This is a genomic window from Actinoplanes sp. 13 (genome assembly GCF_056134165.1).
Genome location: NZ_JBVYOQ010000005.1, coordinates 387,114 through 412,359, shown reverse-complemented (window position 1 = coordinate 412,359; position 25,246 = coordinate 387,114). Strand labels below are relative to the sequence as shown.

At 69.8% G+C, this 25,246-nt stretch carries 23 protein-coding genes; 8 read left to right on the top strand and 15 right to left on the bottom strand.

Annotation, left to right across the window (positions count from 1 at the left end):
- Positions 1-10 precede the first annotated feature (10 nt).
- The 3 genes from AC0NH5_RS14420 to AC0NH5_RS14410 form a co-directional block, all read right to left on the bottom strand.
- Complete coding sequence (locus AC0NH5_RS14420) at positions 11-472, bottom strand: hypothetical protein (protein WP_474403703.1); 462 nt, start codon at positions 470-472, stop codon at positions 11-13.
- A gap of 76 nt (positions 473-548) precedes the next feature.
- Positions 549-794, bottom strand: coding sequence for a hypothetical protein (locus tag AC0NH5_RS14415; protein WP_474403701.1), 246 nt, complete (start codon positions 792-794; stop codon positions 549-551).
- Between the two features lie 904 nt (positions 795-1,698).
- Positions 1,699-3,219, bottom strand: a complete 1,521-nt coding sequence (locus AC0NH5_RS14410; RefSeq protein ID WP_474403699.1) for a hypothetical protein — start codon at positions 3,217-3,219, stop codon at positions 1,699-1,701.
- Positions 3,220-3,747: 528 nt separating this feature from the next.
- Between AC0NH5_RS14410 and AC0NH5_RS14405 the strand changes: the two genes are divergently transcribed.
- Entirely contained in the window at positions 3,748-3,978 is a 231-nt protein-coding gene (locus tag AC0NH5_RS14405; RefSeq protein WP_474403697.1) for a hypothetical protein, read from the top strand.
- Positions 3,979-4,718: 740 nt separating this feature from the next.
- Here the strand turns inward: AC0NH5_RS14405 and AC0NH5_RS14400 are convergent.
- The 5 genes from AC0NH5_RS14400 to AC0NH5_RS14380 all read right to left on the bottom strand — a co-directional run bounded on the left by AC0NH5_RS14400 (position 4,719) and on the right by AC0NH5_RS14380 (position 11,820).
- A complete protein-coding gene (locus AC0NH5_RS14400; protein WP_474403695.1) occupies positions 4,719-5,609 on the bottom strand; it encodes an RNA polymerase sigma factor in 891 nt (296 codons plus the stop codon).
- On the bottom strand, positions 5,606-5,800 hold the full coding sequence (locus AC0NH5_RS14395; protein WP_474403693.1) for a hypothetical protein: 195 nt from the start codon (positions 5,798-5,800) through the stop codon (positions 5,606-5,608). The genes AC0NH5_RS14400 and AC0NH5_RS14395 overlap by 4 nt, the downstream gene beginning before the upstream one ends.
- A gap of 593 nt (positions 5,801-6,393) precedes the next feature.
- Positions 6,394-6,894: a hypothetical protein gene (locus tag AC0NH5_RS14390; RefSeq protein ID WP_474403691.1), complete on the bottom strand. Its 501-nt coding sequence runs from the start codon at positions 6,892-6,894 to the stop codon at positions 6,394-6,396.
- A gap of 52 nt (positions 6,895-6,946) precedes the next feature.
- Positions 6,947-7,705 carry a hypothetical protein gene (locus AC0NH5_RS14385; protein WP_474403689.1) on the bottom strand — a complete coding sequence of 253 codons (759 nt, stop codon included), beginning with the start codon at positions 7,703-7,705 and terminating at the stop codon, positions 6,947-6,949.
- Between the two features lie 311 nt (positions 7,706-8,016).
- Positions 8,017-11,820: a hypothetical protein gene (locus tag AC0NH5_RS14380; protein WP_474403687.1), complete on the bottom strand. Its 3,804-nt coding sequence runs from the start codon at positions 11,818-11,820 to the stop codon at positions 8,017-8,019.
- A gap of 98 nt (positions 11,821-11,918) precedes the next feature.
- Between AC0NH5_RS14380 and AC0NH5_RS14375 the strand changes: the two genes are divergently transcribed.
- Positions 11,919-12,059, top strand: a complete 141-nt coding sequence (locus tag AC0NH5_RS14375; RefSeq protein WP_474403685.1) for a hypothetical protein — start codon at positions 11,919-11,921, stop codon at positions 12,057-12,059.
- A 188-nt stretch (positions 12,060-12,247) separates the two neighbouring features.
- The gene (locus AC0NH5_RS14370) at positions 12,248-12,502 is read left to right on the top strand and encodes a hypothetical protein (protein WP_474403683.1); all 255 of its coding nucleotides are present in this window, start codon (positions 12,248-12,250) and stop codon (positions 12,500-12,502) included.
- A 67-nt stretch (positions 12,503-12,569) separates the two neighbouring features.
- Here AC0NH5_RS14370 and AC0NH5_RS14365 read toward each other — a convergent pair whose 3' ends face one another.
- Positions 12,570-12,875 carry a hypothetical protein gene (locus AC0NH5_RS14365; RefSeq protein ID WP_474403681.1) on the bottom strand — a complete coding sequence of 102 codons (306 nt, stop codon included), beginning with the start codon at positions 12,873-12,875 and terminating at the stop codon, positions 12,570-12,572.
- 114 nt (positions 12,876-12,989) lie between these two features.
- On the opposite strand from AC0NH5_RS14365, the gene AC0NH5_RS14360 reads away from it, so the two are divergent.
- On the top strand, positions 12,990-14,324 hold the full coding sequence (locus tag AC0NH5_RS14360) for an AI-2E family transporter (RefSeq protein WP_474403678.1): 1,335 nt from the start codon (positions 12,990-12,992) through the stop codon (positions 14,322-14,324).
- A 7-nt stretch (positions 14,325-14,331) separates the two neighbouring features.
- Here the strand turns inward: AC0NH5_RS14360 and AC0NH5_RS14355 are convergent, their stop codons facing one another.
- Both AC0NH5_RS14355 and AC0NH5_RS14350 read right to left on the bottom strand, forming a co-directional pair.
- Positions 14,332-15,882 carry a beta-N-acetylhexosaminidase gene (locus AC0NH5_RS14355; RefSeq protein WP_474403676.1) on the bottom strand — a complete coding sequence of 517 codons (1,551 nt, stop codon included), beginning with the start codon at positions 15,880-15,882 and terminating at the stop codon, positions 14,332-14,334.
- A gap of 58 nt (positions 15,883-15,940) precedes the next feature.
- Positions 15,941-16,243 carry a hypothetical protein gene (locus AC0NH5_RS14350; protein WP_474403674.1) on the bottom strand — a complete coding sequence of 101 codons (303 nt, stop codon included), beginning with the start codon at positions 16,241-16,243 and terminating at the stop codon, positions 15,941-15,943.
- A 106-nt stretch (positions 16,244-16,349) separates the two neighbouring features.
- Here AC0NH5_RS14350 and AC0NH5_RS14345 point away from each other — a divergent pair, with 106 nt between their 5' ends.
- Together AC0NH5_RS14345 and AC0NH5_RS14340 are read left to right on the top strand one after the other, a co-directional pair.
- On the top strand, positions 16,350-18,650 hold the full coding sequence (locus AC0NH5_RS14345) for a putative bifunctional diguanylate cyclase/phosphodiesterase (RefSeq protein ID WP_474403672.1): 2,301 nt from the start codon (positions 16,350-16,352) through the stop codon (positions 18,648-18,650).
- A gap of 118 nt (positions 18,651-18,768) precedes the next feature.
- Positions 18,769-19,140, top strand: a complete 372-nt coding sequence (locus tag AC0NH5_RS14340; protein ID WP_474403670.1) for a hypothetical protein — start codon at positions 18,769-18,771, stop codon at positions 19,138-19,140.
- Between the two features lie 33 nt (positions 19,141-19,173).
- Here the strand turns inward: AC0NH5_RS14340 and AC0NH5_RS14335 are convergent, their stop codons facing one another.
- Positions 19,174-20,187 (bottom strand): zinc-dependent alcohol dehydrogenase, encoded by a 1,014-nt coding sequence (locus tag AC0NH5_RS14335; RefSeq protein WP_474403668.1) that lies wholly within the window; start codon positions 20,185-20,187, stop codon positions 19,174-19,176.
- Positions 20,187-21,074 carry an SMP-30/gluconolactonase/LRE family protein gene (locus tag AC0NH5_RS14330; RefSeq protein WP_474403666.1) on the bottom strand — a complete coding sequence of 296 codons (888 nt, stop codon included), beginning with the start codon at positions 21,072-21,074 and terminating at the stop codon, positions 20,187-20,189. The genes AC0NH5_RS14335 and AC0NH5_RS14330 overlap by 1 nt, the downstream gene beginning before the upstream one ends.
- Positions 21,075-21,169: 95 nt before the next feature.
- Between AC0NH5_RS14330 and AC0NH5_RS14325 the strand changes: the two genes are divergently transcribed.
- Together AC0NH5_RS14325 and AC0NH5_RS14320 are read left to right on the top strand one after the other, a co-directional pair.
- Positions 21,170-22,885, top strand: a complete 1,716-nt coding sequence (locus AC0NH5_RS14325; protein ID WP_474403665.1) for an IlvD/Edd family dehydratase — start codon at positions 21,170-21,172, stop codon at positions 22,883-22,885.
- A gap of 115 nt (positions 22,886-23,000) precedes the next feature.
- Complete coding sequence (locus AC0NH5_RS14320) at positions 23,001-23,744, top strand: SDR family NAD(P)-dependent oxidoreductase (protein WP_474403663.1); 744 nt, start codon at positions 23,001-23,003, stop codon at positions 23,742-23,744.
- 110 nt (positions 23,745-23,854) lie between these two features.
- On the opposite strand, the gene AC0NH5_RS14315 is transcribed toward AC0NH5_RS14320, so the two are convergent.
- Together AC0NH5_RS14315 and AC0NH5_RS14310 are read right to left on the bottom strand one after the other, a co-directional pair.
- Positions 23,855-23,980, bottom strand: a complete 126-nt coding sequence (locus AC0NH5_RS14315; protein ID WP_474403660.1) for a hypothetical protein — start codon at positions 23,978-23,980, stop codon at positions 23,855-23,857.
- Positions 23,981-24,014: 34 nt separating this feature from the next.
- A complete protein-coding gene (locus tag AC0NH5_RS14310; protein ID WP_474403658.1) occupies positions 24,015-25,184 on the bottom strand; it encodes a cellulose binding domain-containing protein in 1,170 nt (389 codons plus the stop codon).
- Positions 25,185-25,246: the final 62 nt, after the last annotated feature.

The following is a 25,246-nucleotide window of genomic DNA, read 5'->3' as shown; positions in this document are numbered from 1 at the left end:
TCGAGCAGACTTAGCTGGCGGCGCGGAACCCACGTCGGCGGTACTTGGCCTCTACGTCGTCGTGCCACTGCCGGTGCACGTCTTCGTCGAGCACCGCACCGCCGCACTCAGGGCACTTGGTCGGTACGGCCAGCACGGGCGTGATGCTCTGGGCGACTTGCATGGCCCGCACGGTAGTGACCAATTTGCGCCACTTGTCGTGCCAGGTTGTGTCGATCTCAGTCTGGTCCACGCGGCAGAGCTGCAGGATCCGATTGATCATTTCCCAGTCAGGCACGCTCCCGCTGCCGTTGAGCAGGCGGTTGAGGCTGGCAATGGGAAGCCGTACCCCGCTGCTCGCCGCAGCCTGCTCTTGTAACCAGCGGTGGGTGATGTGCCGACCGGCGAGCTGGATCTCCTGCTTGAGTTCCGCGCCGAAAACCCTGAGCAGGACAGTCACACGCTCGTCGGTGACCTTCTTGTTGTTCACCATGTCCATCTCCTTGTCCGGAGCCCCGCCGGCCGTGTCCCGCTCACGCGGGGAACACGACCGGCGCCAGGCCGCTGGATCAGGCGGGAAGCGGCCGGTGGCCGGTCCCGCCGTCGATCCCGGAGTCCTGGGTGAGCACGAAGATGCCCACGATCAGGACCAAGGCCAGGAAGCTGCTCGCGGTCAGCGCCGTGGGCAGCTCGAAGCCGCGGTTGAGCAGGTCCTGCAGGACCTGCTCGGCGTATGCGGCGATGGACATCAGCGCCGTCACGCGGGCGGCGATGATGGCGGTGGAAGGGGGGTCGCCCTCTTCGGGCACTTTCACTGGGACCTACTTTCTCCACGACGAGTGTCGTGGCGTGTCCGCGACGAGGAGCGTCGCGGGCCATGGGCTGGCAAGCGGGCCTCTCCCGAACCGGAAGAGGTATTGCGGTGTCCGGGGTGACAAGTCCCGGACATCCCACTTTTACATGTGGCTAGAGATATCAGCGAGTGGGCGCCTCGATTTCGCTGTTCCAACTTTGCGAGGAACACGCGCCTTAGTTGATTCGCCCGAATTGCGCCGATGAAATACGGCACTAAACCGTAGCGAAATTTAAGTCGTACTGGAATTGAGATCAATTGATTTAGCAAGACCAATGCGTTGATGTAGATACCTTGATATGAAATTACGTACGGTGAGGACATTATTCCATCATCGGACGCGGGTCTCGGGTCCGACTGTGCTCACATCCCCATCTCGACGTATAACCCTCCGGGGTGGAAGGAAATGCGTTGATCTTCGCGGGTGAGCTTCAGCTAGGGACACGGACCGTCGCCAGGCTCCCGGGTCGGGACGGACGAGAGGGCGTCAGCCTTTACGTGACTCCCCGAGTTTCCGTCCCTCGGCCGGCGCTCATCGCCGCGGGCTGCTGGTCGAAGGAGGCCGGAGCATGCAGCGAGGCGGGACCCCTCGGGGATCCCGCCTCGACATTGATGAGGGAGCTCCGCCGGGAGTCAGCCGGCTTTGCTCCCTCGATCCCCGGAGGAAGCTCTCTTTCGCTTGCCAGCCCATGGCGTCACGTAAGAAGGTCCCGGGGAGTTCTGAGGTTTGCACTGTGGAGCGGTTTTGTTGTCAGTGGCCGCCTAGCTGTGGGGACCGCTACTGCGAGCATCGCCGTTGATGCCGAAAGTTTCCAGTAGAACAGCGATGCCAGACGAACCAGTCGCAACATATAGCGATCACGCCGCTACTCGCTGTCTCCGATTCTTACATCCGGACGAGCGTACCGCAGAGTACGGAGTGCTGCGGGTGGGTGTGATGCGCCAAGTGATCCCGGACTGCCGCGTCGGGTAGCTCGCGGCAATAGTCGAGAACGCCTGCGCTGACCGCAGTAGTCAGCGCAGGCCCTGGCCGCGCTGGCTGTGTAGGCCGTATGCACTGCCGCGCCGAACGCCTTCGAGAGGAGCGGGCCGGCCGGCCTTACGGCTGCGGTGTTGACGGTGCCAGCCAGCAGGCCGGTCAGGCTGCGGGGCCCAACTCGGCGGCGCCGCCAGGGTGTGGACACCGGCGCCCCGCGCGGTTGGCGTGTGGATTGGTTGCCCTGCTGCAGGATCACGCTCGGCCATGGCGAGATGCGCGGCATCGACATCTCCGCTGAGCTGACACGGTTGCGAGATGACCGCGGCTGCTCTGCAACCAGGGTTTCCCAAAACACCTGATCGGCCGGCCAATGGGACGTGACCGCGGAAGTGCTGCTTGGCGCGCTTGCGACGACGCGATGGCCGGCGAGGCGAGGGCTGCTGGCGCGGCGAAAGACAGCCGGGCCGTCTCTGCGACCGGAGAGCGTGGCGAACTCGAGCAGCCACGGGACCAATGTGGCGCCGCACTCCTGCTGGGCGAGGTCCCTCGGCAGGATCCGAGGCAATGCCGGAATAATCCGGCACGAATCGGTAAGCGGTTGTCGAACGGGGCCCCTGTCGTACACCAACTGCAGATAGCACAGGCAGGCCTTCCGGATTCCCTGCTCAGGGAAGCGACACGGCCGCGCTTCGCACTGCACCAGCGGGAAGGTAGCGGTGCGGCGGGAGATGGTCGCGACCCGCCTGGTTACGTGCGCATCATCGATCCACCAGTATTGGCTCCGCAGCGTGGAAAGCCGCTGCTGGCCATCAGTAACGGTCAACTGCCCATCGGCGCTCCAGGCCATCGGAGCGCTGCCGCCAGCGAGGCTGGCCGTGGCGATCGCGCTCGGGTACAGATCGTCGACATGCGGTTGCCGTAGCGCCCACGTGCCCGTCGGCGCAACGCCGCGAGGAATCCGGGCGGCTAACCCGGCCGTGACCTGCGCCTGGGTGGAAGCGAACACCCGGATCAGCGGGTAGCCTCGCACGGTTCCCGCTCGCCGTTCGGCCACGGCCCGCACAGAAGTTTCCGCAGCATTCCGCCAAGCGGTGAGCAGCCTTCGCAGCAACAACCTGTCGGTCACGGAACAGATCCCTTCCGAAGGGCCTTGATGGCCGTACCGTGCTGGCTGTGCCCCGACCTTCTTGTAAAACACCGGGGCGAACAGCGCGATCAGGTGAGGCAGCGCCCAGCCGTAGTCAAGGGAGTACATCGGATATGTGACCTTGGTCTGGAACTCATGGGTAAAGCCGCCGCTGCCGGCCGCATGGTCGCCCCTACCCCAATCGCCCGGTGCCCTCGAAGCAGAGACATCAATGACAATGTAGATCGGATGCAGCGACCAAACCACTTCGGGATTCGGCATAGTGCGCCCCTCCTCACTGACCTTGCCATGGGAACCTTCGGATAGCCTGCTGAGAGCTTCCGGCGCACCGTCCGGAATGCCTATATTGGGATTCGCTAGTGGCGCATTGCTCTGTCCTTCTTGTCGATCGAATGTAAGTCCATGGTGCCGGTGTCCGGCGGCAGATCCAACAGCAGAAAGCCGGATGGCAGAATACTTGGAACAGGGCGAAACACGATGGCGGCGTGAACTGCGAATCTCGCAGCATCAGACCCGTGAAGGTTGAAACGCGGAACGTGCTGGAACGTGCTGGAACGATGCGCTGCCAAGCATGCGATGAACGCCGTTTACGCAGGTCAAGCGGCTATTGCCGAGACTGTGGCAGGGAATCGCCGCTATTTCGTTACCGCCGGTGTACTTGAGACCCCGATTGTCGACGACGTATTCTTGAGCCTGCCGCCGCACCGAGCAAGTGCGCCTAGTCGACGGCGAGGTGCGCTTTGGGCAAGGAGTAAGCGCGTCGGCGCGAAAGGGTCAACCTCCGGCGGGTTGCAACTGCCCGAGCAACCCCGCGACCTCCTGGAAACGCACGCGGCTGCCCTCGATGAGGCGTGGCGCCAGATCGCGGCCGGGCCGTCCGCGGACATCGCGGCCCGGCGCGTCGACTACTCCACGGACCCCGAATCCGGGTTGCGCATCGACGGCGATACGGTGTGGATGAGCCTCGACTTCGACACCGAGGGCCGGATGAAGTCCGGCTGGGTCGAGGAGATCTGCTAAACCTCCTGGGAGGAGCGGGTCCTCGGAGACGACCACCCGGACACCCGGACCACCCGCAGCAACCTTGAAGCGGCGCGGCGGGCTAAGGCAGCTGACGGTGCGAAATAGGGTCCGAGCCCACGCGGGTACCGGCTCGTTGCAGTCCGGCCACAAGGCCCGACAACACCGCGTGACCTTCCTAAGAGGCAGCTCACGTTGTTTGCGGGCGGACGCTGGTCCTGCACTAAGTCCCAGATGAGCCATCTGCCGGTCATCGAGCGGGCTCAGCAATCAGGAAATTGCCGGTGCTGCACTTGACCTGCTGGCGTCAAGGCGCCCGGCCACCCCCCGTAGAGGGAGCCGGCTCGCCGGATGAGCGTCAGAAAGATCTTGCGGCCGGCACCAACTACAGAGCGCCGGGCCGATCAACATTCGATGGCGGCAGCTTGTCGCCACCGACAGCGTCGGCTTCCGCCACTTCCGCGACCGGCGCGAGCCGCGGGTAGGCGTCGGCCCCACCCGCAGCGGGTCGGTAGAGCCGGACCTTGTTGATCCGCTTGATCCGTGGGGGATCACCTCGTTTGCGGCTGGTGACATGGTCCTTACCGGCACCCCGACCTATCCGGCACGCCACCCAGCCGTTCCCCGAGTACGTCACCCGATCTTTAGACGGCAGTAGCAGCTGCGGCTGCGCGCACTGAAGCACATGCCTGCATCTGCGACGGCGCCGTCGATGCCCGGTGAGTGCCCGCCGACGGCTGTCATTCCAGGTCGTCGGCTTCGTCCTCACCCCATGTCTTTCGGTACAGGCGGTCGAGTTCGGCGCGTACGGCCCGAGTGGGTATTCGATCCAGTAGTTCCATCACTCTCTCGTAGCGGGCCTGGTCACGTTGCTGGCGTTGCAGTCGGCTAGAACTGATCCACCGTTGTGGGTCTTCGCCAGGTCCGCACGACGGGCACCAGACCCAGACGGAGGTTCCGAGGGACGAGCCAGCGACTTGACCATGGTGGAGCCTCGCCGCCAAGAAAGGAGTCGTACTGAAGCTGTCGCCATGGATGAAACTTCCGCCCCGGAAGAACACGTTACTTCCGCTACTTCTGACTCTGATACGCGTGCTCTCGCGGCCTTGCTTGACATGCGCGCCGACGGTGCCCAGCTTGATGCCGAGGCCCTCAGCGATCTCCCGATGAGTCCAGCCGGCCGCGGCGAGGGTGGTTACGATTCTGCGCTGGTCGGGCAGCTGCGCCATCGCGCGCAGGGTTGTTCGCAGACGCTCGGCCGCTTCAGGGTCGTGCTGCGGTGCCAGAGAGGTCCAGGTCACCCGGCGCGAATTGTCGATCAAATTCGTCTCATCGTCGCCGAGGAACAGCAGGTCACGGTCGACCGATGCCGCCTTGCGGGTGGCCACGTGGGTCAGCCAGCCGCCGGGTGCCCGAAGCCATCTGACTTTCCGCACGCGCAGGTCGTTGAAGGTGTCCTGGACGATGTCATCGGCGTCGGCGCGCTGACGGCCGCGGGACAGGACGTAGTGGAACAGGCGGCGGTGACGGGCCCGGTACCAGGCCTCGAAGTCAGTGAACAGCGGGCTGCGGCAGTCACTGCAGCGATCCCCTTCCGCGTAGACGCGCTCACCGGCGTCGGGCGCGGTCACCGTGCGCTCTCCGGGCGGTGCCGGGCGGACCAGCGACCCGCGGTGTCGCAGCCGCGCACCTGAGCGCCGGCAGGCAGCTGGGCGGTCGCGCGCACCAGCGCGGCGCGGCCGTGCAGCAGCACCCAGGCACGCAAGGCTTGGCTCAACAGCAGCATGGCCGGCGCGAGAGCGCCGACCAGCATCGCGGTCATGGGATCCATCATGGAGACTTTCCGCCTTTCCAGGTAGGGCCGCGTCCCGAGAGGGGAGGGCTGTCTACCGGTAACGGGGCGGATTCGGCGGGACTTCTTTACGCCCGTATCAAGATTTATTCGGCTTCTCAGGTTGCTGGCGCTGCGTGGGCCTGACGAGGGTGCGTGACGCTCGGGTGGCGAGGCTGCCCATCAGGCGCCGCGCTCGTCGCGGTTGGCGCCGATAACCCAAGTGAGGGGCAGGCCAGTGCCGGGCTGGGCGGGCTCAGGCCAGTCGGCCGGCCCGGCTGCTACGCCGTGGTGCTAGCCGGCGAGCTCAGCGCGGGCAGCGGCGAGCCGGGGGGATCGGCGTCCGGCACGTTCCGGCGCCGAGCCGGGCCGCGGGCGGCCGTGGCGGCGGCACGGCCTGCGCCGGCCTGCGCGGTGACGGCAGCCGCGGCGGTCTGCTCCCAACCGGCACGCAGCTGCTCGTGCGTCGCCGAAATGGGGCCAGCGTCAGCTGGTCCCATTTCTGTTTTGTGAGATCGTTCCTGCGAACCCCGTCGCTTCTGTATCCGTAGACCATCACAGCGAACAGGCGAGCAGAGTGGCGGCTATGGGCAGGGCGGATGATTTGCAATCCTCGTCGTCACGGCCGCGACTACGTCTTCTGTCTTTGCGCCCCAGACCGACTCAGGGCCGAATTTCCGCTGGATGAACCCACACTCTCTTGCGAACCTCTCTCGGGTTTCAACGCCGTCCCGCTCTTGATCGATGCTCAGCAAGATGGATCGATGCTGCGACGCAACGGCCTCGACGAGCGCCTGCAGAAGGCAGGTGCCGAGGCGAATGCCATGTCGAGTCACCACAATCAACCCGATCCAGAACGCGGGATCGGGCAGGACACCCCGAGGTAAGTATTGCTCCGCACTCACCGGGAATCCGTAGGCCATTCCGGTGACCTCATGCTTTTTAGGGTCTTCGCCTGTACCCGCCAGCGCCGCGAACCAGGTGGTGCCGGCGAAACCAGTCGACTCCTCGGGCCACCCAGCCTCGCAGAGGAACGCGCTGACGTCGTCTTCGAGGCCACCGTCGCCGCCCTGAACGATCTTCATCCTTCGGTCCTACAGCATCAGCCCGAGTCGGGAAGGCATCTTCTGAGCTAGTTCACTGCGTGGCAGCGGGAACGCGCATGGTGTCGAATGTTCGCATGACGAGGTCTGCCATCGAGAGCGCCAGCTCGAGCATCGGCGTCAGGTTCGGCAACGATGCCGTCACCCGAAGCTGCACGACCGTGTCGGTGGACGTCGCGAGCTCCTCCTGGTCCAGGAACGTCCGCGACGGCCAGGGGTCACCGTGCGCGAACGCGCTGCACGTCTTCCACAGGAACTCGGCAGTGGCTTCCGTACCGTCGTCGACTCCGAGCGACCGCACGATTCGCCGCCAATCGGCCCGCCGCTCCACGGCGCGCATCGTCAGCCCGTTACGGCCGGCGACCTGCCGGACCAGATCCAGCCGGCCATCTACGACCGTGGCACTGCGCCGCTGAGCCGCGGCCGCCAGGGCCTCGGCCTGCGTGAGGGCCTTCAGGTCGGCCGCCTGGAACTGCAGTTCGCGTAGCACCCGTTCCTTGGTGTCCTGCCCGCGCAGCAGCCACATCGCCGAGGCAAGGTTCTCCACAGCGGCCCGCAGCAGCGTGAACGCTCCGTAGGTGGGGATCGTACCGGCGTTGATGGCCAGCAGTTTGATGGCCATCAGGTGATCGATCGCGATGTCCAGGTGACGGTGGACGCCGTGCCCGACCTCGTAGGGCGTCGAAGCGGCGTTCGCGGCAGCCAGGACAGATCCAGGATGCACCGTGAATCCGCCATCGGCCTGACGCCGTCGCGTCAGGTGCTCGATCCGGTCGAAGAGAGCCCTCGGCATGCCGCGATCTTTCACCTGGGCACCTTATGCACCGCGGCGACGGGCCGGCGAACGAGTTTGTCCCTCATGCGAGGGCGTCCGGCCGTGCGTGCCCCGGCTGTGTCCTCCCAGCCCACGTTTCCCGGCCAGCCTCCCGGGGGCCGCAGGGCCGTCATGGTCACCTTCACCAGTCCGTCGATCAGGAGTTCCTGCACCTCAGTTCCCGCCTGCGGCTGCGCCTGCTCCGCCGACCCCGACCGCGTTGCGGACGAGGGCGTTGGGATCTTGGTCGCGGTTGAAACTCGTCCGTAGCCGATCCGCATCGCCGTGTATTACGAACATTCGTTGCCGGATAAGTCCCTAACACGCCGGAGCACCACCTGCGGCCAGTACTCGACCAGCACTGATAACGACTCTCGCCACGACGCCACCGCCAACACCGCGCCTAGAAGCCGACCAGCCCGATCGAGATCGCCGGCGGCTGCGCTCGCTCCGGCCACCACGGTGAGCGCCCGATTCTGCTCGTCTGGGTACTTGATCGATCGTGCCACGGTCACCGCCCGGCCGTGGTCGCCGGCGGCAGCGACCACTCTGGCTACTGCAGTCAGCGCCCGTGCCTGTTGGGTCGAGTCGGTGATCGAACGAGCGATGGTTTCGGCGCGACCGGGATCGTCAGCCGCAGCGATCGCCTCGGCCACCGCGGCTAGCGCTGGTGATTGGTGGTCCCGGGCGCCGAACCAACCGGGGACGATCTCACCTTGGCCGGAGTCGCCGGCGCCGGCAATCGAGCGTGCGATGATCTCAGCCCGGTCGTAGTCGCCGGTGGCGGCGATCGCCTCGGCCACCCTTGTTAGCACATGCGCCTGCTTGAGCACGTCGGTCATCGCGCGAGCCATGGTTTCGGCCTCTCCGGCGAGGTGCCGGGCCCGGTCGGAGTCGTCGGCGGCGATCGCCCTGGCCACCGCAGCCAACGCCCGTGCCTGCTCGGCCGGGGGGATGATCGAACGAGCGATGGTCTCGGCCCGGTCGTGGTCGCCGGCGGCGGCAATCGATTGAGCCACCGCGATCAGTGCCGATGCCTGAAAGCCTGGATACGCGATTGAACGGGCGATGGTCTCAGCGCGGTCGTGGTCGCCGGCTGCGGCGGTTGCCGCGGTGACCGCGGTCAGCGCCCGTAGCTGGGAGCTTTCGCGAGGGATCGATCGGGCGATGTTTTCAGCGCCGCCGGGGTCGCCAGCTGCGGCGATCCCCTCGGCCACCGCGGTCAGCGCCCGTGCCTGCTTGTCCGGGTCGATGATCCTTCGGGCGATGGCCTCCGCGCGGTCGGGGTCCCCGGCGGCGGTAATCGCCCGAGCCGCTGCGGTCAACGTCAACGCCTGCTTGCGCCGGTCGATGATCGCACGGGCCAAGGTTTCTGCTTGTCCGGTGATGTGCCGGGCCCGGTCGTGGTTGCCTGCGGCGGCGGTCGCCCAAGCCAACTCGACTAGCGCCTGTATTCGATAGGCCGGGTTGGTGATCGACCGGGCGATGGTCTCTGCCCGGCTGAGGTCACCCGCTGCGGCGATCGCTTTGGCCACCGTAGCTAGCGCCGGTGCCTGAGCGCCCGGGACAGTGATCGACCGGGCGATGGTCTCGGCACGGTCAGGGTCGCCGGCCGCGGCGATCGCCTCGGCAACCGCTTCCAGAGCTAATCCCACATCGGGGTCGGTGATCGCACGGGCCACGATCTCGGCCTGCTCGGCGAGGTGCCGAGCCAGACCGGGGTCGCCAGCGGCGACCGCTTTGGCTACTGCGGCCAACGCATGCGCCTGCCATCTCGGGTCGGTGATTGAGCGGGCGATGGTCTCGGCACGGTCAGGGTCGTTAGCGGCGGCGATCGCCTCGGCTACCCTGGTTAGCGCCCAAGCCTGCGGGTACGGTTCGGTGATCGCGCGGGCCATGGTTTCGGCCTGTTCGGCGAGGTGCCGAGCCAGGCCTGGGTCACCGGCGGCGGCGATCGCCTCGGCTACCCTGGATAGCGCCCAAGCCCGCGGGTACGGTTCGGTGATCTCGCGGGCCATGGTTTCGGCCTGTTCGGCGAGGTGCCGAGCCAAGCCAGGGTCACTGGCGGCGGCGACCGCTTTGGCTACTGCGGCCAACGCATGCGCCTGCCATCTCGGGTCGGTGATTGAGCGGGCGATGGTCTCGGCACGGTCAGAATCGCCAGCGACGGCGATCGCCCCGGCCACCTCGGCCAGCGCATGCGCCTGCAGGTATGGGTCGGGGATCGAACCAGCCACGATTTCGGCGTGGCCGGGGTCGCCAGCGACGGCGATTGCCCGGGCCACCGCGGTCAACGCCCGCGCCTGCTCTTCCGGGCTGCTGAGCGAACGAGCGAGGGCTTCGGCTCGGGTGTGTTGTCCGAGCGTGGCCCAGACGGCGGGCAGCCCAGTTGGGATGTGGCTGTTGCGGTCGGCAAGGTTGTTGCGGCGGATGCACAACCGCAGCATTGCATCGAGGTCGGGTTTGGAGCCGGCGAGCACAAGATCCTGGCATGTGGCGATCTCGGCGAGGGCCGCAGCATCGCCGCCGGTCACATCGAGCATCCAGTCGTGACGAGCCGGGTCGGTGACCAAGTCGACCAGCCGGGAGACATCACCGGCGGTGCTCAGCATCCGGGGGTAGCCGAGCAGCAGATACTCCGGCGTATTCAGTGGCCAGCGCAGATTGCCGTGGCTAGGGAGTCGGTAGCGGTCGGCCCAGTCGTGCAAGCGGTTGCGGTAGCCAGTCAGTCGAGTTTCGTTGAGGTACCGGCGGGCGGCGACGTCGAGTTCCTCGTGACCGAGCAGATACACCAACGGGCCAGCCTCACCGGCCCACTGCTGGGAGCGGTGGGTAAACGTGCGCCCGGCCACGGTGTGCAGCACCTCTTCAATCTCGATCAGCCCAGCCCCAGTCAATTCCTGCAGGTCGTCGCTGGACAAGCCACCGCGGGCAGCGGTCAGCATGCCGAGCAGATCCTGCTCGACTGGGCTGCCGGTGAGCAGCCGTTTGAGTTCAGTCTGTGCGAGCCGTTGCAGGTCACGGGCGTGCGGAGAATCCGTGAGCGGCTGGACGATGCTCCGTTCGCGTAGCGGGTGCCAGTCGGGCACATCGTCCGGCACGGGCGGATTGGGTCGGCCGGCCACGATGACCCGCATTCCAGCAGGTGGGACACCGGGCAGCAGCGCGGCGATGCTGCGCGCGTGCGGGCCGGTGGTGACCCCGCAATCTTCGTCAAGTCCGTCGACCAGCAGAACAAGCCGCATCCGTCGCTGCCGGCAAGCATCTGCGGCCTGGTTGAGCAGGTCCAGCAGCCACGCTTCCCGTAGCGATTCGTCGATCATCGCCGGGACCTGCCGGCCGGTCAACGCGGCCAACTGCTCGCCGACCACTGCGGTGAACGCCTGCCGGTTGTCCTGTGCCGCGAGCCGGGCGGTGATGAAGAACGCCACCACCTGCACTCGCGAGCGCACCGACTTGGGTGGCTGCAGCACGAACGTCGACAACAACGCCGACTTACCCGCCCACGGCCCCGCCTGCCACCACACATACGCACCGGCTTGCTCGTCCAGACAGAACCGGGCCAACTCCGCCAACTCCGCCTCGCGGCCCACCAACGCGGGCGGCGCGATGTGCCGGACCTGAGCCAGATACCCCGACCGCCGGGGCAGCAACGGCCCTGGCCCGGATGACCTCGAAAGCGATCGGATCAGCTCGGTGACCTGCGCGGCGATGGTGTATTCATCCTGACCGCAGGCCCGCGCCAGCGTCTGGGCGACCGCGCGGACATCAGCCAGCGACGCCGGCCCACCCCGGGAGATGATCCGGTGGATCGCGTCCTTCTTCGGTGAACCGTCGAGGCGGTCGTCGCCGGCGATCCGCTTCTCCAGGGCCTCAAGGGCGGGCCTGCCGGCTTCCTCGTGCAGGTCGTAAAGCAGATCGCGGACCTGCTGCTGCGGGCCGGCATCGAGCTCGGGCCGGGCCAGCTTTCGCGGCCGGCGCACCGTGGCGCGCTTGGCGGCCGCCGCGGGCGGGCGGCGCACTGGTCGGGACTTGTCGGCATCCATCGTCCGATCGATGATGCCCCACCGCTCCCCGTCGTGGATGCTCGACACCCATCGACACTCAGGTCGGCACTGTGACGGGGCCTGAGTCTGAGAACACAAGCCGGCGCCGGTTCCGCTTTCGTCTCAGACATTCAGGGAGCACCCCGATGACCTCATCCTCGCAGCACCCGCACGACCCCGAGCAGCGCCGCACCCGGATGTCCCTCGCCGTGGTCACCGGCATCTTCGCCGGCGCCACCCGCGCTCTGACCAGCTGGCTTCTCGATCACCTGACCATCGGCAACTAGCCGGCCTGGGCGGGATCCCGCTGTACCGACGGGATCCCGCCGTCCCCATCTCACACGTAACAGAGAATTACGGACATCTGACATCCGTGCAGACGATTCCGCACATCGACGGCTGCCACCCGAGTACCAGTTTTGGTGACAGCCGTGGTGAGAGATCAGCGCCGCCAACGAGGTGAGACCTTCTAGAGATGCCGCACCGTGCCACACCGGAGGCTGTCGTTACCGATCTGTCCGCCGTCGATCCGGCGGTTGTTACCGAGTTCTACCGGGAGGTCGAGGAAGCCCACCAGCTCGGCGGCAGCTCCAACGACCTGGTGCAGCTGCTTGACGACTGGTTCGTCGAGCAGGGTTTTCGGACCGTCCTGTATCGCTGGCCCGAATCGGGAACCCGGCGCGTGACCAAGGTCGGGTTGTGCCGTTCCCTCCCAGCGCCCACCCGCTGACCCGCTGTTGGCTGCGGGCTCAGGGGGCACCGACAACGGGAGGACTAGCACCATGCCGGACGCCACCTCAGGCGCACTGCCGTACGGCTACACCCTGGCCGAGCTGCAGGATCTCGCCCGCGCGGCGGCCAGCGACGAGCGCGAGCAGGACCTCGCCCTCGGCGCGATCACCGAAGCCCTTTACACGGCCGACGCCGCGCCGTCCCCGCACGTGGACCCGGCGCCCGGTAGGGCTGCTCCGGTCCGGAACCGTGTAGCGATCGCTGGGGAACGGCAGCAGGCCGGTCGCCGGTTGCGGGTCAGCGGCGACTGCGGCGGCCGGCGGCGTCACGACCAGCGCAGCGATGGCCAGAGATACGAGGTGGCGCATCATCGTCTATGTCTACGCCGGGTCGCGCACTCCGGCAATCGCCGCAGCATGCATGAATCACGGTGTTGGGGGGCAGTCTGCCGGTGACGATCGGGCACGTGGATTCTGGGAGCGCACATGGCATGGACACGAACGGTGCGGGAGCGGGCCCGGGCCCGCTTCACCGAGGCGGCCCGCCGCAACGTACCGCCGCCGTTCACCGCCGGGCCGGATCTGAGCATTCCCCCCACGCCACCGGTCGTGGTGGTGAACCGCAGGGACGACAGTGAGGTCCTGCCCCGCGCGGTGCGCACGGCCGGGGCGTGGGCCTGGCGCTTCATCCTGTTCGTCCTCGCCGGCTATCTGTTCCTGCGGGTCGTCGCCCTGCTCACCCTGGTGATCATCCCAGTGCTGGTGGCCGTCCTGCTGGCCGCTCTGTTCCAGCCGGCCAGTGCCGCGCTGACCCGGCGCGGCATGAACAACTCGCTGTCCGCGGGGCTGGTGCTGATCGCCGCGCTGGTGCTGGTCTTCGGCGGTCTCGGCCTGATCGTCCGCACCTTCATCGCCCAGCTCGACGACCTCTCCGCCCAGGTCAGCGACGGCATCCGGGAGGTGCAGACGTGGCTCGCGCAGAGCCCGCTGCACGTCACCGACCGGCAGCTCGACCAGTACGTCGACCAGGCGCGCGCGGCGATCACCGAGAACCAGGGCGCGGTCACCTCCGGCGCGCTGAGCACGGCCACCACGCTCGGCGAGGTGGTCACCGGATTCTTCCTGGTGCTGTTCACGCTCTTCTTCTTCCTGCGCGACGGCGGCCAGATCTGGTCGTTCCTGTGCCGGCTGCTGCCCCGCGAGGCCCGGCTGCCGATGGCGCGCGCCGGCCACTACTCGTGGCACACGCTCGTCTCCTATGTGCACGCCACCGTGCTGGTGGCCTTCGTGGACGCGCTCGGGATCGGGATCGGCCTGGTCATCCTGGGGATCCCGCTGGCGCTGCCGCTGGCCGCGCTGGTCTTCCTGGGCGCCTTCATCCCGGTGGTCGGCGCCACCATCGCCGGCGCGGCCGCCATCCTGGTGGCGCTGGTCGCCAACGGGCCGGTCAGCGCGCTGATCGTGCTGGCCATCGTGATCGGCGTGCAGCAGCTGGAGGGCCACGTCCTGCAGCCGCTGATCATGGGCCGGGCGGTGGCGCTGCACCCGCTCGCCGTGATCCTGGCGATCGCGGCCGGCATTGTGCTGGCCGGCATCGTCGGCGGCCTGATCGCGGTGCCGCTGCTGGCAGTGCTGAACACCGCCATCCGTTACCTGAACAGCCACCCCGAGGGAGAGCCCACCCCGGACCGGCAGCCGCCGGGCACCGAACCCACCGACGACGACCAGGCCGAGGCGGAGGATCAGCAGCGCGACGCCGGCCGGCAGGCCGATCCGGTGGACCCGCCGCCGGCCAGCACGTCGGTGGCGCCGGCCGGCTGAGCCCCGGTCACGGCGTCCAGGCGATCTGAGGCGAACGGTAGAAGTCGACGTCGCGGTGCGCCCAGCGCGGGCCGTGGGCGCCGATCCGGGTCCGGAAGGACTCCCAGTCGCGGGCCGGCGACCAGCCAAGCTCGGCGATCGCGGCGAGCCGGGGGAACGCCATGAACTCGATGTGGTCGAGCTCGCGCAGGGTCTCCGACCACAGCGGGGCCTCCACGCCGAGCACGGCGCTCTCCGGCACTCCGGCGACGTGCGTGCCCGGGTCCCAGTCGTACGCCGTCCGCACCTCGATGTAGCCCGCCCAGCTCAGCCCGAGCGGGGTGGCCGGGTCGTACTTCATGTCGAGGTAGGCGCGGTCGGCCGGCGACATGACCACCTTCGTGCCGCCGGCCACCGCGGCCGCCAGCGAGGCGTTCTCCCGTGCCTGACCCCAGTACTGGGCGATCGCCTGCCGGGCGGCGGGCGCCTGGGTGATCTCGTTCCAGCTGTACGCGGTCTTGCCGTACTCGGCCACCAGCGGCAGCACCCGCTGCTGGAACGCGACGTAGTCGGCGTCCGGGGTGGCGTGCGCCTCGTCGCCGCCGATGTGCAGGTACGGCCCCGGCGTGAGCGCCGCCAGCTCGCGGATCACGTCCTCGGCGAACCGGTAGGTGATCTCCTTGCCGATGCAGAGCGAGCTGTAACCGACCGCGGTGTCGGTGCGCGGCGGCGGCGCGACCCCGTCACAGGTCAGTTCCGGGTACGCCACCTGGGCGGCGTTCACGTGCCCCGGCATGTCGATCTCCGGGACGATCGTCACGTGCCGGTCCGCGGCGTAGCGGACCAGGTCCCGGTAGTCGGCCTTGGCCAGGAAGCCGCCACCGGCGCCGTCGACCCCGGTGCCCGGCGCGCCGCCGGCCGTGGTCAGCCGCGGCCACGAGTCGATCTGGATCCGCCAGCCCTGGTCGTCGGAGAGGTGCAGATGCAGGTGGTTCACCTTGAAGCGGCTGATCTCGTCGACGTACCGCTTGATCTCGGCCGGGGTGTGGAAGTGCCGGGCCACGTCGAGCATCGCCCCGCGGTAGGCGAACCGCGGGTAGTCGACGATCTCGCCGCCGGGCATCGTCCACCGGCCGCGCTGCACGGTGTTCGCGTCGATCGCCGGCGGGAGAAGCTGCAGCAGCGTCTGGACGCCGGCGAAGAGCCCGGCGTTCGTGCCGGCCCGCAGGGTGACCCCGGAGCGCTGCACGCGGAGCCGGTAGCCCTCGGCGCCGGGCGCCCGCCCGTACGCCAGGGAGATCGCCGGGGTGCCGCCGGCGGCCCGGTCGACCACCGGCAGCCGGTATCCGGTGGCCGGGCGCAGCGCCTCGGCGAGACGATCGGCAACGGCGCGCGCGGACCGGGGCGCCTCGATGACCGTGCGGCCGGTCAGCCGGAACGCGGAGCCGTGCGGGCGTACCTCGACCGGGGCGGGCACGACACTGCCGAGCGCGACTGCCGGTGGCGCCGCCTGCGCCGGGGCGGAGGCGGCCGTCAGCGAGAGGACACATGCGAGAAGGGCGGCCAGGCGGGTACGCATAGCCGGACCCTACATACACGCAATTCGATCTGTAAAGACTCCTTTTAAAGAGTCCGGGTCAGCTCGTACCCATCCTGATCAGCGCGTTCCCTCCGAGCAGCAGCACATCGGCACCCGCCACCAGAGCCATACTCATGTTCAGCCGGCGAGCCGCCACCTCCGGGTCCGCGCCGAACAACCCGCGCACCATCAAGACGATCGCCGCGCCGACCAACGGCAGTCCACCGATCAACAGATAACCGACTTGTGACGGCGTGTTCCCCCCGGCCACCAGCAGCGTGACCATCACCGCCGGCACGATCCCGAAGAACACCACCGCGAGTACGGCGTACCAGCGCAGCGGCCCGATCCCGTTCGTCATCCCGCACCCTTCGACCGCGGAATCCTAGCCCGTGACCCGAACGGGATCCCCGACGTGACCGGGCGCTTTCGCTCATCCGCGGGACTTCGCGGCCGATGAGGTCCTCGTGGAGACCGCGCCGAGCCGGGAGGTCCCGGACGCTGCCGTTCCGCCGTGGCGGCTGACGCGTACGCTGCTCGCGGCGATCGGCGTCGACGTCGTCGCCTGGGTCTGGTTCTCGATCGGCCTGAGCCGTCCCACCCCGCCGGCGGCCGGCTGGGCGCTGCTGATGGTCGCCGTCCCGATCGCGACCGTCGCGTCCTGGCGGGCCGGCCACGGCGGCCGCACCTTCTGGCGGTACGTCTCGGCCGGCATGGTCGGGCTGGGCCTGGCCTCGGCGGCCGCGGCCCGCGACTTCTTCAGCGGCGAGCAGACCGGCCAGCAGATCGGCGGCTTCACCGCCGTGCTCTACGTCGGCGGCCTGCTGTCGATGATGGTCGGCCTGCTGCGGATCCCCGGCGCCCAGCGCACCCGGATGGAGTGGACCAGGTTCGGCCTGGACGTCGCCACCATGATCGTCACCGTGCTGACCTTCACCTGGCTCCTGGTCGTGCCCCGCTGGGAGAGCTGGACCGACGGCAGCGCGGCCGGCACGGCCTCGGTGGTGGTCGTGGCCGCCGCCGCGATCATCGGCATGCTCGCCTTCGTCAAGGTGTCCTTCACCGGCACCGGCCCGATCGACCGCCGGGCCCTCTACATCCTCGCGCTGACCGGCGCGGTCGGCGCGGGCGGCGGGGCGATGGCGCCGCTGCTCGCCGAGCGGCCCTACCTGAACACCGGCCACGTGCTGCTGCCCACCACGTGCCTGCTGGTCTGCCTGGCCGCGGACCGCCAGCTGCGGGCCACCGTGGCGGGCCGGCCGGCGCCACGGCCGCTGTCGCGCCGGCCGAGCGTCATGCCGTACGCCGCGGTCCTGGCCACCGGCGCGCTGCTGCTGATCAGCGCCTCCGACGGGACCGGGAACCTGGTCGCGGTCGCGGCCGGCTCGGTCGTCGTCACCATGCTGGTCGCGGCGCGTCAGATCATCGCGCTGCGCGACAACGCCCGACTGCTCGACGCCCTCGACGCCCGCCAGCGCGAGCTCGCGTACCAGGCCGGCCACGACGGCCTCACCGGCCTGGCCAACCGCACCGTGCTGACCGGCGAGATCACCGCGGCGCTCGCCGCCGAGCCGTCCGACGTCAGCGTCGCCCTGATCGACCTCGACGACTTCAAGGAGATCAACGACGATCTCGGGCACACCGTGGGCGACGCGCTGCTGGCCGCAGTCGCGGAGCGGATCACCACCCAGCTGCCCGCCGGCTGCCTGGTGGCCCGGCTCGGCGGCGACGAGTACGCGCTGCTGCTGCGCGGCGACGCCGTGGCAATCCTCGCGTCGATCGCCGCGGAACTGCGCCGCCCGCTCGACGCCGGTGGCTACGAGCTGGTCGTCGAGGCGAGCATCGGGCTGGCCCCGGCCCGGTCCGGTGACACCGCCGCGGAACTGCTGCGCCGCGCCGACGTGGCGATGTACGAGGCGAAGAGTCAGGGCAAGGGCCGGCAGGTGACATACACCGAAGGCATGGACCAGCGCACCGCGGAACAGTCCCGGCTCGCCGCCGACCTGCGCAGCGCCCTCGACACCGACCAGCTGCACCTGCTGTACCAGCCGATCGTCGCGATGCCGGGCGGCGACCTGTTCGGCGTCGAGGCGCTGGTGCGCTGGACCCACCCGGAGCGCGGCCCGATCGGCCCCGGCCACTTCATCCCGGCCGCCGAACGCACCGGCCTGATCGTGCCGCTCGGCACCTGGATCCTCGAGGAGGCGTGCCGGCAGGCGGTGCGCTGGCAGCGGGAGCTGGGCGACGCCGCGCCGCGCACGGTCTCGGTCAACGTCTCGGCCCGGCAGCTGCGCGAGGCGGGTTTCGCCGCCGAGGTGGCCGCGGTGCTCCGGCGCACCGGCCTGCCGCCGCACATCCTGACCGTGGAGGTCACCGAGACCGCGGTGTTCGACGGCGGCACGGCCCTGGACGAACTGAAGGCCATCGCCGCGCTGGGCGTGAAGATCGCGCTGGACGACTTCGGCACCGGCCACTCGTCGCTCGGGCTGCTGCGCACCTGCCCCGCGGACATCCTCAAGGTCGACAAGTCGTTCGTCGACGACGTCACCGAGGGTGGCCACCAGGCGGTCATCGTGGCCGCGCTGATCGGCATCTGCGACGGGATGCACCTGCGCGCGGTCGCCGAGGGCGTCGAGACCGCCGAACAGGCCGCCGAGCTGCACCGTCTCGGATACCGGTACGCCCAGGGTTACCTCTACGGCCGGCCGATGCCGGCCGAGGCCGTCGCCACCTTCCACCCGGCCCACTCCGTCAGCGTCGCCGCCTGAGACCACACATCGACGGGTACGGGCCGACGCGATCCCGCCGCCTTCGAGTAAGCGCCCTTGCGCGCCCGCCGCCGGGAGGACGATTCGGCCGGGCCCGTAGGCGGGTACCCCCACACCCATGGCGAGATATGAGGTCAACGACGCCGCGGTGCGCAGAGCCCGGGAGCTCATCAAGTCGCGGCAATACGTGCTGGACAGTGACTGGAGCAGTGTCCAGCCCCGCGCGGACGCCGAGAACACCTACCTCGGCCGGCACACCTGGAACGAGTACGCCGAGTGGCACCTCGGGCTCACCGACGGCGCCACCGACGAGACCAAGGGGCGGTACGCGTTCGTCTACGGCGACTTCCGCCGCCTGCACCGCGCCGGCCTGATCGCCTGCGTGTACCGGGCGTCGGAGTGGCGCCACAAGGACATCGAGCTGGCCGCCCACGATCTGCTGCAGGAGTTGGACGCGGTGGCCGGGATCACGGGCGCCGCGTCACGCTGACATCCGGGCGATCAGGCACAGCCGGGGGCGGCCCTATCGGCTCGGCTCGACGAGGATCTTGGGCCCGGGGCCCGCTCCGGCGGGCCGTCGTCCGGCGAACACCTCGGCCACCTCGTCGAGGCCGACGGTGGCGGCGACCAGCGGCCGCGGATCCACCGACCCGTCGGCGTACGCGGCGATCGTGCCCGCCAGCCCGGCTGAGGCGCCCAGGATGCCCACCGCGGTGACGTCCTTCAGCACGGCTGCGCGGGTGTCGAGCAGGCTCGGGGTGCCGGACAGCCCGATCCAGACCACCCTGCGCCCCGGTTCGACCAGGTCCACGGCACGCGCCGGCGACTCGGCCCCGTTCGACGCGTCGACGACCGCGTCCCACGCCGGGCCGGGCAGCGTCCCGGCCGTCCACGCATGCTCGAAGCCCAGCCCGCGCACCAGGTCCAGGTCCTCCGGGCGGTGGCCCAGCACGTGCACCTCGGCGCCCCGCGCCCGGCCGAACATCGCGGCCAGCAACCCGATCGTCCCGGACCCGAGCACCAGCAGCCGTTCCCCGGCCGCCAGCCCGGCGGCCGCCACGCTGCGCAGCGAGTTCCCGCCCGGCTCCACCAGCGCGCCGAGCGTGGCGTCCACCGGCTTGGGCAGCGCCTTGAGGTACGACGCCGGAAAGGCCAGCCGCTCCGCGAGTGCGCCGGGCAGGCCGTCGGCGATGCCCAGCTCCCGCATCTCGGCGCAGACGTGGTGCCGGCCGCCGAGACAGCGACGGCAGTGCCCGCAGGCGATCATCGTGTCGCCGGTGACCCGCCGCCCGATCCACGCCGGGTCGGCGCCGGGGCCGGCCGCGGTCACCGTGCCCGACCACTCGTGGCCGGGGCGCAGGGGGTACGACGACCGCCCGGTGTGCAGGTAGCTCATGTGCCCGGTGAACAGCTCCACGTCGGTGCCGCACACCCCGACCCGCTCGACGTCGATGACCACCTGCCCCGGCCCGGCCACGGGCTCCGGCACCTCCTGGACCTCCGCCTTGCCCGGACCGGTGAAGACGAGCGCCCGCATCAGCCCTGCCAGTACGGCGTGGTGGTGCCGGCCGCACCGACCCGCGCGGTGAACAGCCGGCCCGAGTGCGGGTGCCGGGCCAGGTCGCCCGGGGAGAGATCCTGCCGGGCGGTGGTGATCACCAGCGTGTCCAGGTCCGGCCCGGCGAAGGCGGCACTGGAGGTGTGCGGGGCGTCGACCTCGACGATGGCCAGCAGCTCACCGGCGGGAGAGCGGCACTCGACGCGCCCGCCACCCCAGACCGCGATCCACAGGTTGCCGTCGGCATCGGCGCACATGCCGTCAGGGCTCCCGCCGGTCACCGAGAACGCCTTCCGCCGGGGCCCGGTCGCGCCGCCGGCCGGGTCGTAGTCACGGACCCAGACCGTGCCGGGGACCGTGTCGATGTTGTACAGCCGGGTGCCGTCGGGGCTCCACGCCAGCCCGTTGGAGAGATCGAGATCGTCGTCGAGCACCGTGCAGCGGCCACCGTCCACGCGGACCAGCACCTCCTCGCCGGTCCGGTCGTCCTCGGCGAGGCTGCCGACCAGGAACCGGCCGGCCGGGTCGACGGCGCCGTCGTTGAGACGGCTGGCGCGGTCCGGCGGCAGCACCCGGACCAGCGCCGTCCGCGCGCCGGTGGCACCGTCCACCCTGGTCACCGTGTGCCGTTCGGCGATGACCAGGTCGCCGTCCTCGGCGACGGCGACCGCGCCGACGGTGGACCCGTACGCCCGAGACCCGGTGACGGTGATCGTGCCGTCGGCGGTGTCCAGGCGCCCCTCGTGCACCGCACCGGCGACGATGTCGACCCAGAGCAGGCGCTGCCGGACGGTGTCCCAGACCGGGCCCTCGCCGAGGAAATAGCCGTCCGGAGTGGCCGGGCGGGCGATGTGGTGAGTGGTCATCTGGTCTCCGTGGCGCCGGTGGTGCGGTAATAGCATCGGATCACGTTTGCAGCACGCGAACCAGGATTTCCACTACTGGAATACCGGAGGGTGCGATGCCAGCACGACGAAGCGCGCAGTGGTACGCCGGGGACGACCGCAACAGCTACATGCACCGGGCCTGGATGCGCCGCGGCCTGCCGGACGACGCGTTCGACGGCCGTCCGCACATCGCCATCGCGAACACCGCCTCCGACCTCACGCCCTGCAACGCCCACCTGAACGAGGTGGCCCGCAGCGTCGCCGACGGCATCCACCGGGCCGGCGGCATCGCGCTGAACCTGCCGGTCGTGTCGCTCGGCGAGACGCAGGTCCGGCCCACCGCGATGCTGTGGCGCAACATGGCCGCGATGGCCATCGAGGAGATGCTGCGCGCCAACCCGATCGACGGCGTGGTGCTGCTCGGCGGCTGCGACAAGACCATCCCGGCCCTGCTGATGGGTGCCGCCTCGGTCGACCTGCCCGCCGTGGTCATGCCCGGCGGGCCGATGCTGACCGGCACCTTCCGCGGCGTCCCGCTCGGCTGCGGCACGGACGTGTGGAAGCTCAGCGAGGAGGTTCGCGCCGGCACGCTCAGCTCCGCCGAGTTCCAACGCTCCGAATCGTCCATGATCCGCAGCAAGGGGCACTGCAACACGATGGGTACGGCCTCCACGATGGGCCTGCTCGCCGAGGTCCTCGGGATGACGCTGCCCGGCGTGGCCGGCACCCCGGCGCCGGACAGCCGGCTGCTCGAGGCCGCGCACGCCACCGGCATCCTCGCGGTCGAGATGATCGACGCCGGCCGCACCCCGGGCGCCGTCCTCACCCGCGGGTCGTTCCTCAACGCCATCGTCGCGCTGGCCGCCCTCGGTGGCTCCACCAACGCGGTCGTGCACCTGCTCGCGATCGCCGGGCGGCTCGGCATCGAACTCACCCAGGACGACTTCGACCGCACCGGCGCCGGGGTGCCCCTGCTCGTCGACCTGCTGCCGGCCGGCCGGTTCCTGATGGACGACCTCTACCGGGCCGGCGGCCTGCACGCCGTCCTCACCGAGGTCCGCGACCTGCTCGACCCCACCGCGCTCACCGTCACCGGCCGGCCGCTGGTCGACCACCTCGACGGCGCCCGCGTCTACGACCGGGAGGTGATCCGGCCCCGCGAGCAGCCGCTGCAACCGCACGCGGGCATCGCCGTGCTCCGCGGCAACCTCGCCCCGCACGGCGCCGTGATCAAACCGGCCGCCGCCTCACCCGAACTGCTGCGGCACCGGGGGCCCGCCGTCGTCTTCGACTCGGTCGAGGACCTGCACGCCCGCCTCGACGACCCCGACCTGCCGGTCACCGCCGACTCGGTGCTGATCCTGCGCGGGTGCGGGCCACGGGGGTACCCCGGCATGCCCGAGGTCGCCAACATGCCACTCCCGGCCAAGCTGCTCGAGCAGGGCGTGCGCGACATGGTTCGGATCTGCGACGGACGGATGTCGGGTACGGCGTACGGCACCGTGGTCCTGCATGTCTCCCCGGAGGCCGCCGCCGGCGGACCGCTCGGCAAGGTCCGCACCGGTGACATGATCATCCTGGATGTTGCGAACCGGCGCCTCGACGTCGACCTGCCCGACGCCGAACTCGACGCCCGCGAGCCGGCGCCGGAGATGGTGAAGGCTTTCGCGACGCCGTCCCGGGGGTGGGAACGCCTCTACGTCGACACCGTCGGGCAGGCCGACACCGGCGCCGACCTCGACTTCCTGGTGGGCTCCAGCGGCGATCAGGTGTCTCGCGAATCCCACTGACCGAGTTTGGCCGGCTGAGAGGTCAGCGTTGCCGCTGACCTCTCAGCCGGCGCTGGTCTTTCAGCGCCGGCACTGACCTTTCGCGCATCCGGCTGACCTTTGGAAGGCTGGTGCGATGACCGACTTCAGTGGACTCCATGCCATCGTCACCGGCGGCGCCTCCGGCATCGGCCTGGCCACCGCCACGCTGCTGGCCGGCCGCGGCTGCGCGGTAGCCTGCCTGGACCTCAACACCGCCGTCGACGAGCCCCTGATCGGCATCCGCTGCGACGTCACCGACGACGCCTCCGTGCGAGCCGCCGTCACCGAGGCCGCCACCCGCCTCGGCGGCATCGACATCGTCGTCAACAACGCCGGCATCGGCGCCCAGGGCACCGTCGAGGACAACGACGACGCCGAGTGGGCGCACGTCTTCGACGTCAACGTGCAGGGCATGGTCCGGGTCAGCCGGGCCGCCCTGCCCCACCTGCGCGGATCCCGGCACGCCGCGATCGTCAACACCTGCTCCATCGCCGCCACGGCCGGCCTCCCACAACGCGCCCTCTACTCCGCCACCAAGGGCGCCGTGCTCTCACTGACCCTCGCGATGGCCGCCGACCACCTCGCCGAGGGCATCCGCGTCAACTGCGTCAACCCCGGCACCGCCGACACCCCGTGGATCGACCGGCTGCTCAGCAAGGCCCCCGACCCGGCTGCCGAACGCGCCGCCCTCAACGCCCGCCAGCCCAACGGCCGCCTCGTCCAGCCTGAGGAGATCGCCGCCGCCATCGCCTACCTGGCGGGCCCGCACTCCGCCGCCACCACCGGCACCAGCCTCGCCGTGGACGGCGGCATGCAAGGCCTCCGCCTCCGCAAATAGCCCACCCACAACTCCCCGGCCACCCACGACTCCCCGCCACCGGCCACTCGCCCCACCACCGCTCACCGCCACCGGCGACTCGCCCCACTCATCACGCTGCCGCCGGCCACTCACCCGATCACGGCCACGCCGGCCGGGGCGTGCCGGCCGGGGGTGCCGGCGTGGGCGCGACGGCCCAGCACGTCGGCGTGGGCGCGACGGCCCAGCACGTCGGCGTGGGCGCGCCGCCCCGGCACGTCGGCCGGGCACGCCGGCCTGAGCGCTGCTACGTCAGCCGGTGACGCAGGGCGACCCGTTGAGCGCGAAGCCCGCCGGCGCCTCCCCGCTCCCCGTCCACGACCCGACCACACCCACAGTCCGCGCAGCTCCCGGCGCGATCGACCCGTTCCACCCCACATTGCGCAACGTGACCGCCGCCCCGTCCTGCGTGTACCCGGCGTTCCAGACCGACGTGATCCGCTCTCCACCCGCGAACGCGAACGCGAGCGTCCACCCGTCGATCGGAGCCGCCCCGGTATTCGTGACCGTCACCGAGGCCACGAACCCGCCACCCCACCGTGCAGTGTGCTCGAAGCTGACCCGGCACACCGGCGCGGGCGGCGGCGTGCTGGGCGTAGGCGTGGTCGCCTCAACCGTCACCGTGTTCGAGGCGATCGACACGTTCCCCGCAGCGTCCCGCGCCCGCACGTAGAACACGTTCCGTCCGGCCGGCAGCGCCGCCCGGTACGACGTCCCACTCACCGTGGCCACCAGCCGCGATGTGAACCAGCCGTCGAACCAGTACACGTTGTAGCCGGTCACCGCGACGTCGTCGCCGGACGGCGACCAGCTCAGCACCGCCGCGCCCGGCGTCTCGCTGCTCACCGTCAGTCCCGCCGGCGCCTGCGGCGGTGTGGTGTCGGCCGCGCTGTCGGAGAGCGGCGTGACCACGGTGACCGCTTCGGACGACAGTGACCGGTGCCCCACGTCGTCGAACGCCGCGACCCGGAACGTGTACTGCGTCGCCGGCCGGATGTTGTCGGTGATCGTGTACGTGGTGACGTCACCGGCCTTGGCGAGCCGGTAGATGTCGTCGAACGCCTGGTTCCACGTCACGTCGTAACCCGCCACCCGGCAGCAGCCCGGCCGCGACGCCGTCCAGCTCAACGTCACCGAGGTGGACGTGACGGAGGTGGCGACGAGCCCGGTCGGCGCCGCCGGCGGCATCGGCGACTTGGACGGCGTCGGCGGCGTGACCACCGGAGGCAGGGAGGCGCCCGGAGGCAGGGAGGCGCCCGGAGGCAGGGAGGCGCCCGGAGGCAGGGAGGCGATCGATCCGGCGGCGCCCCGCGAGCCGGCGGATCCGGTGCTGCCCTGCGCCCCGGTGACGGTGAGAAGGCCGGCCAGGGTCATGGCGGCCGAGACGGTGGCGGCGGCCAGCAGCCGTCGTGAGTTCAGCATCCCCCCAGCATGGGAACGCCATTTACCCGAGTCAATGTAATCCCAGACCTGTGCTGATCCGC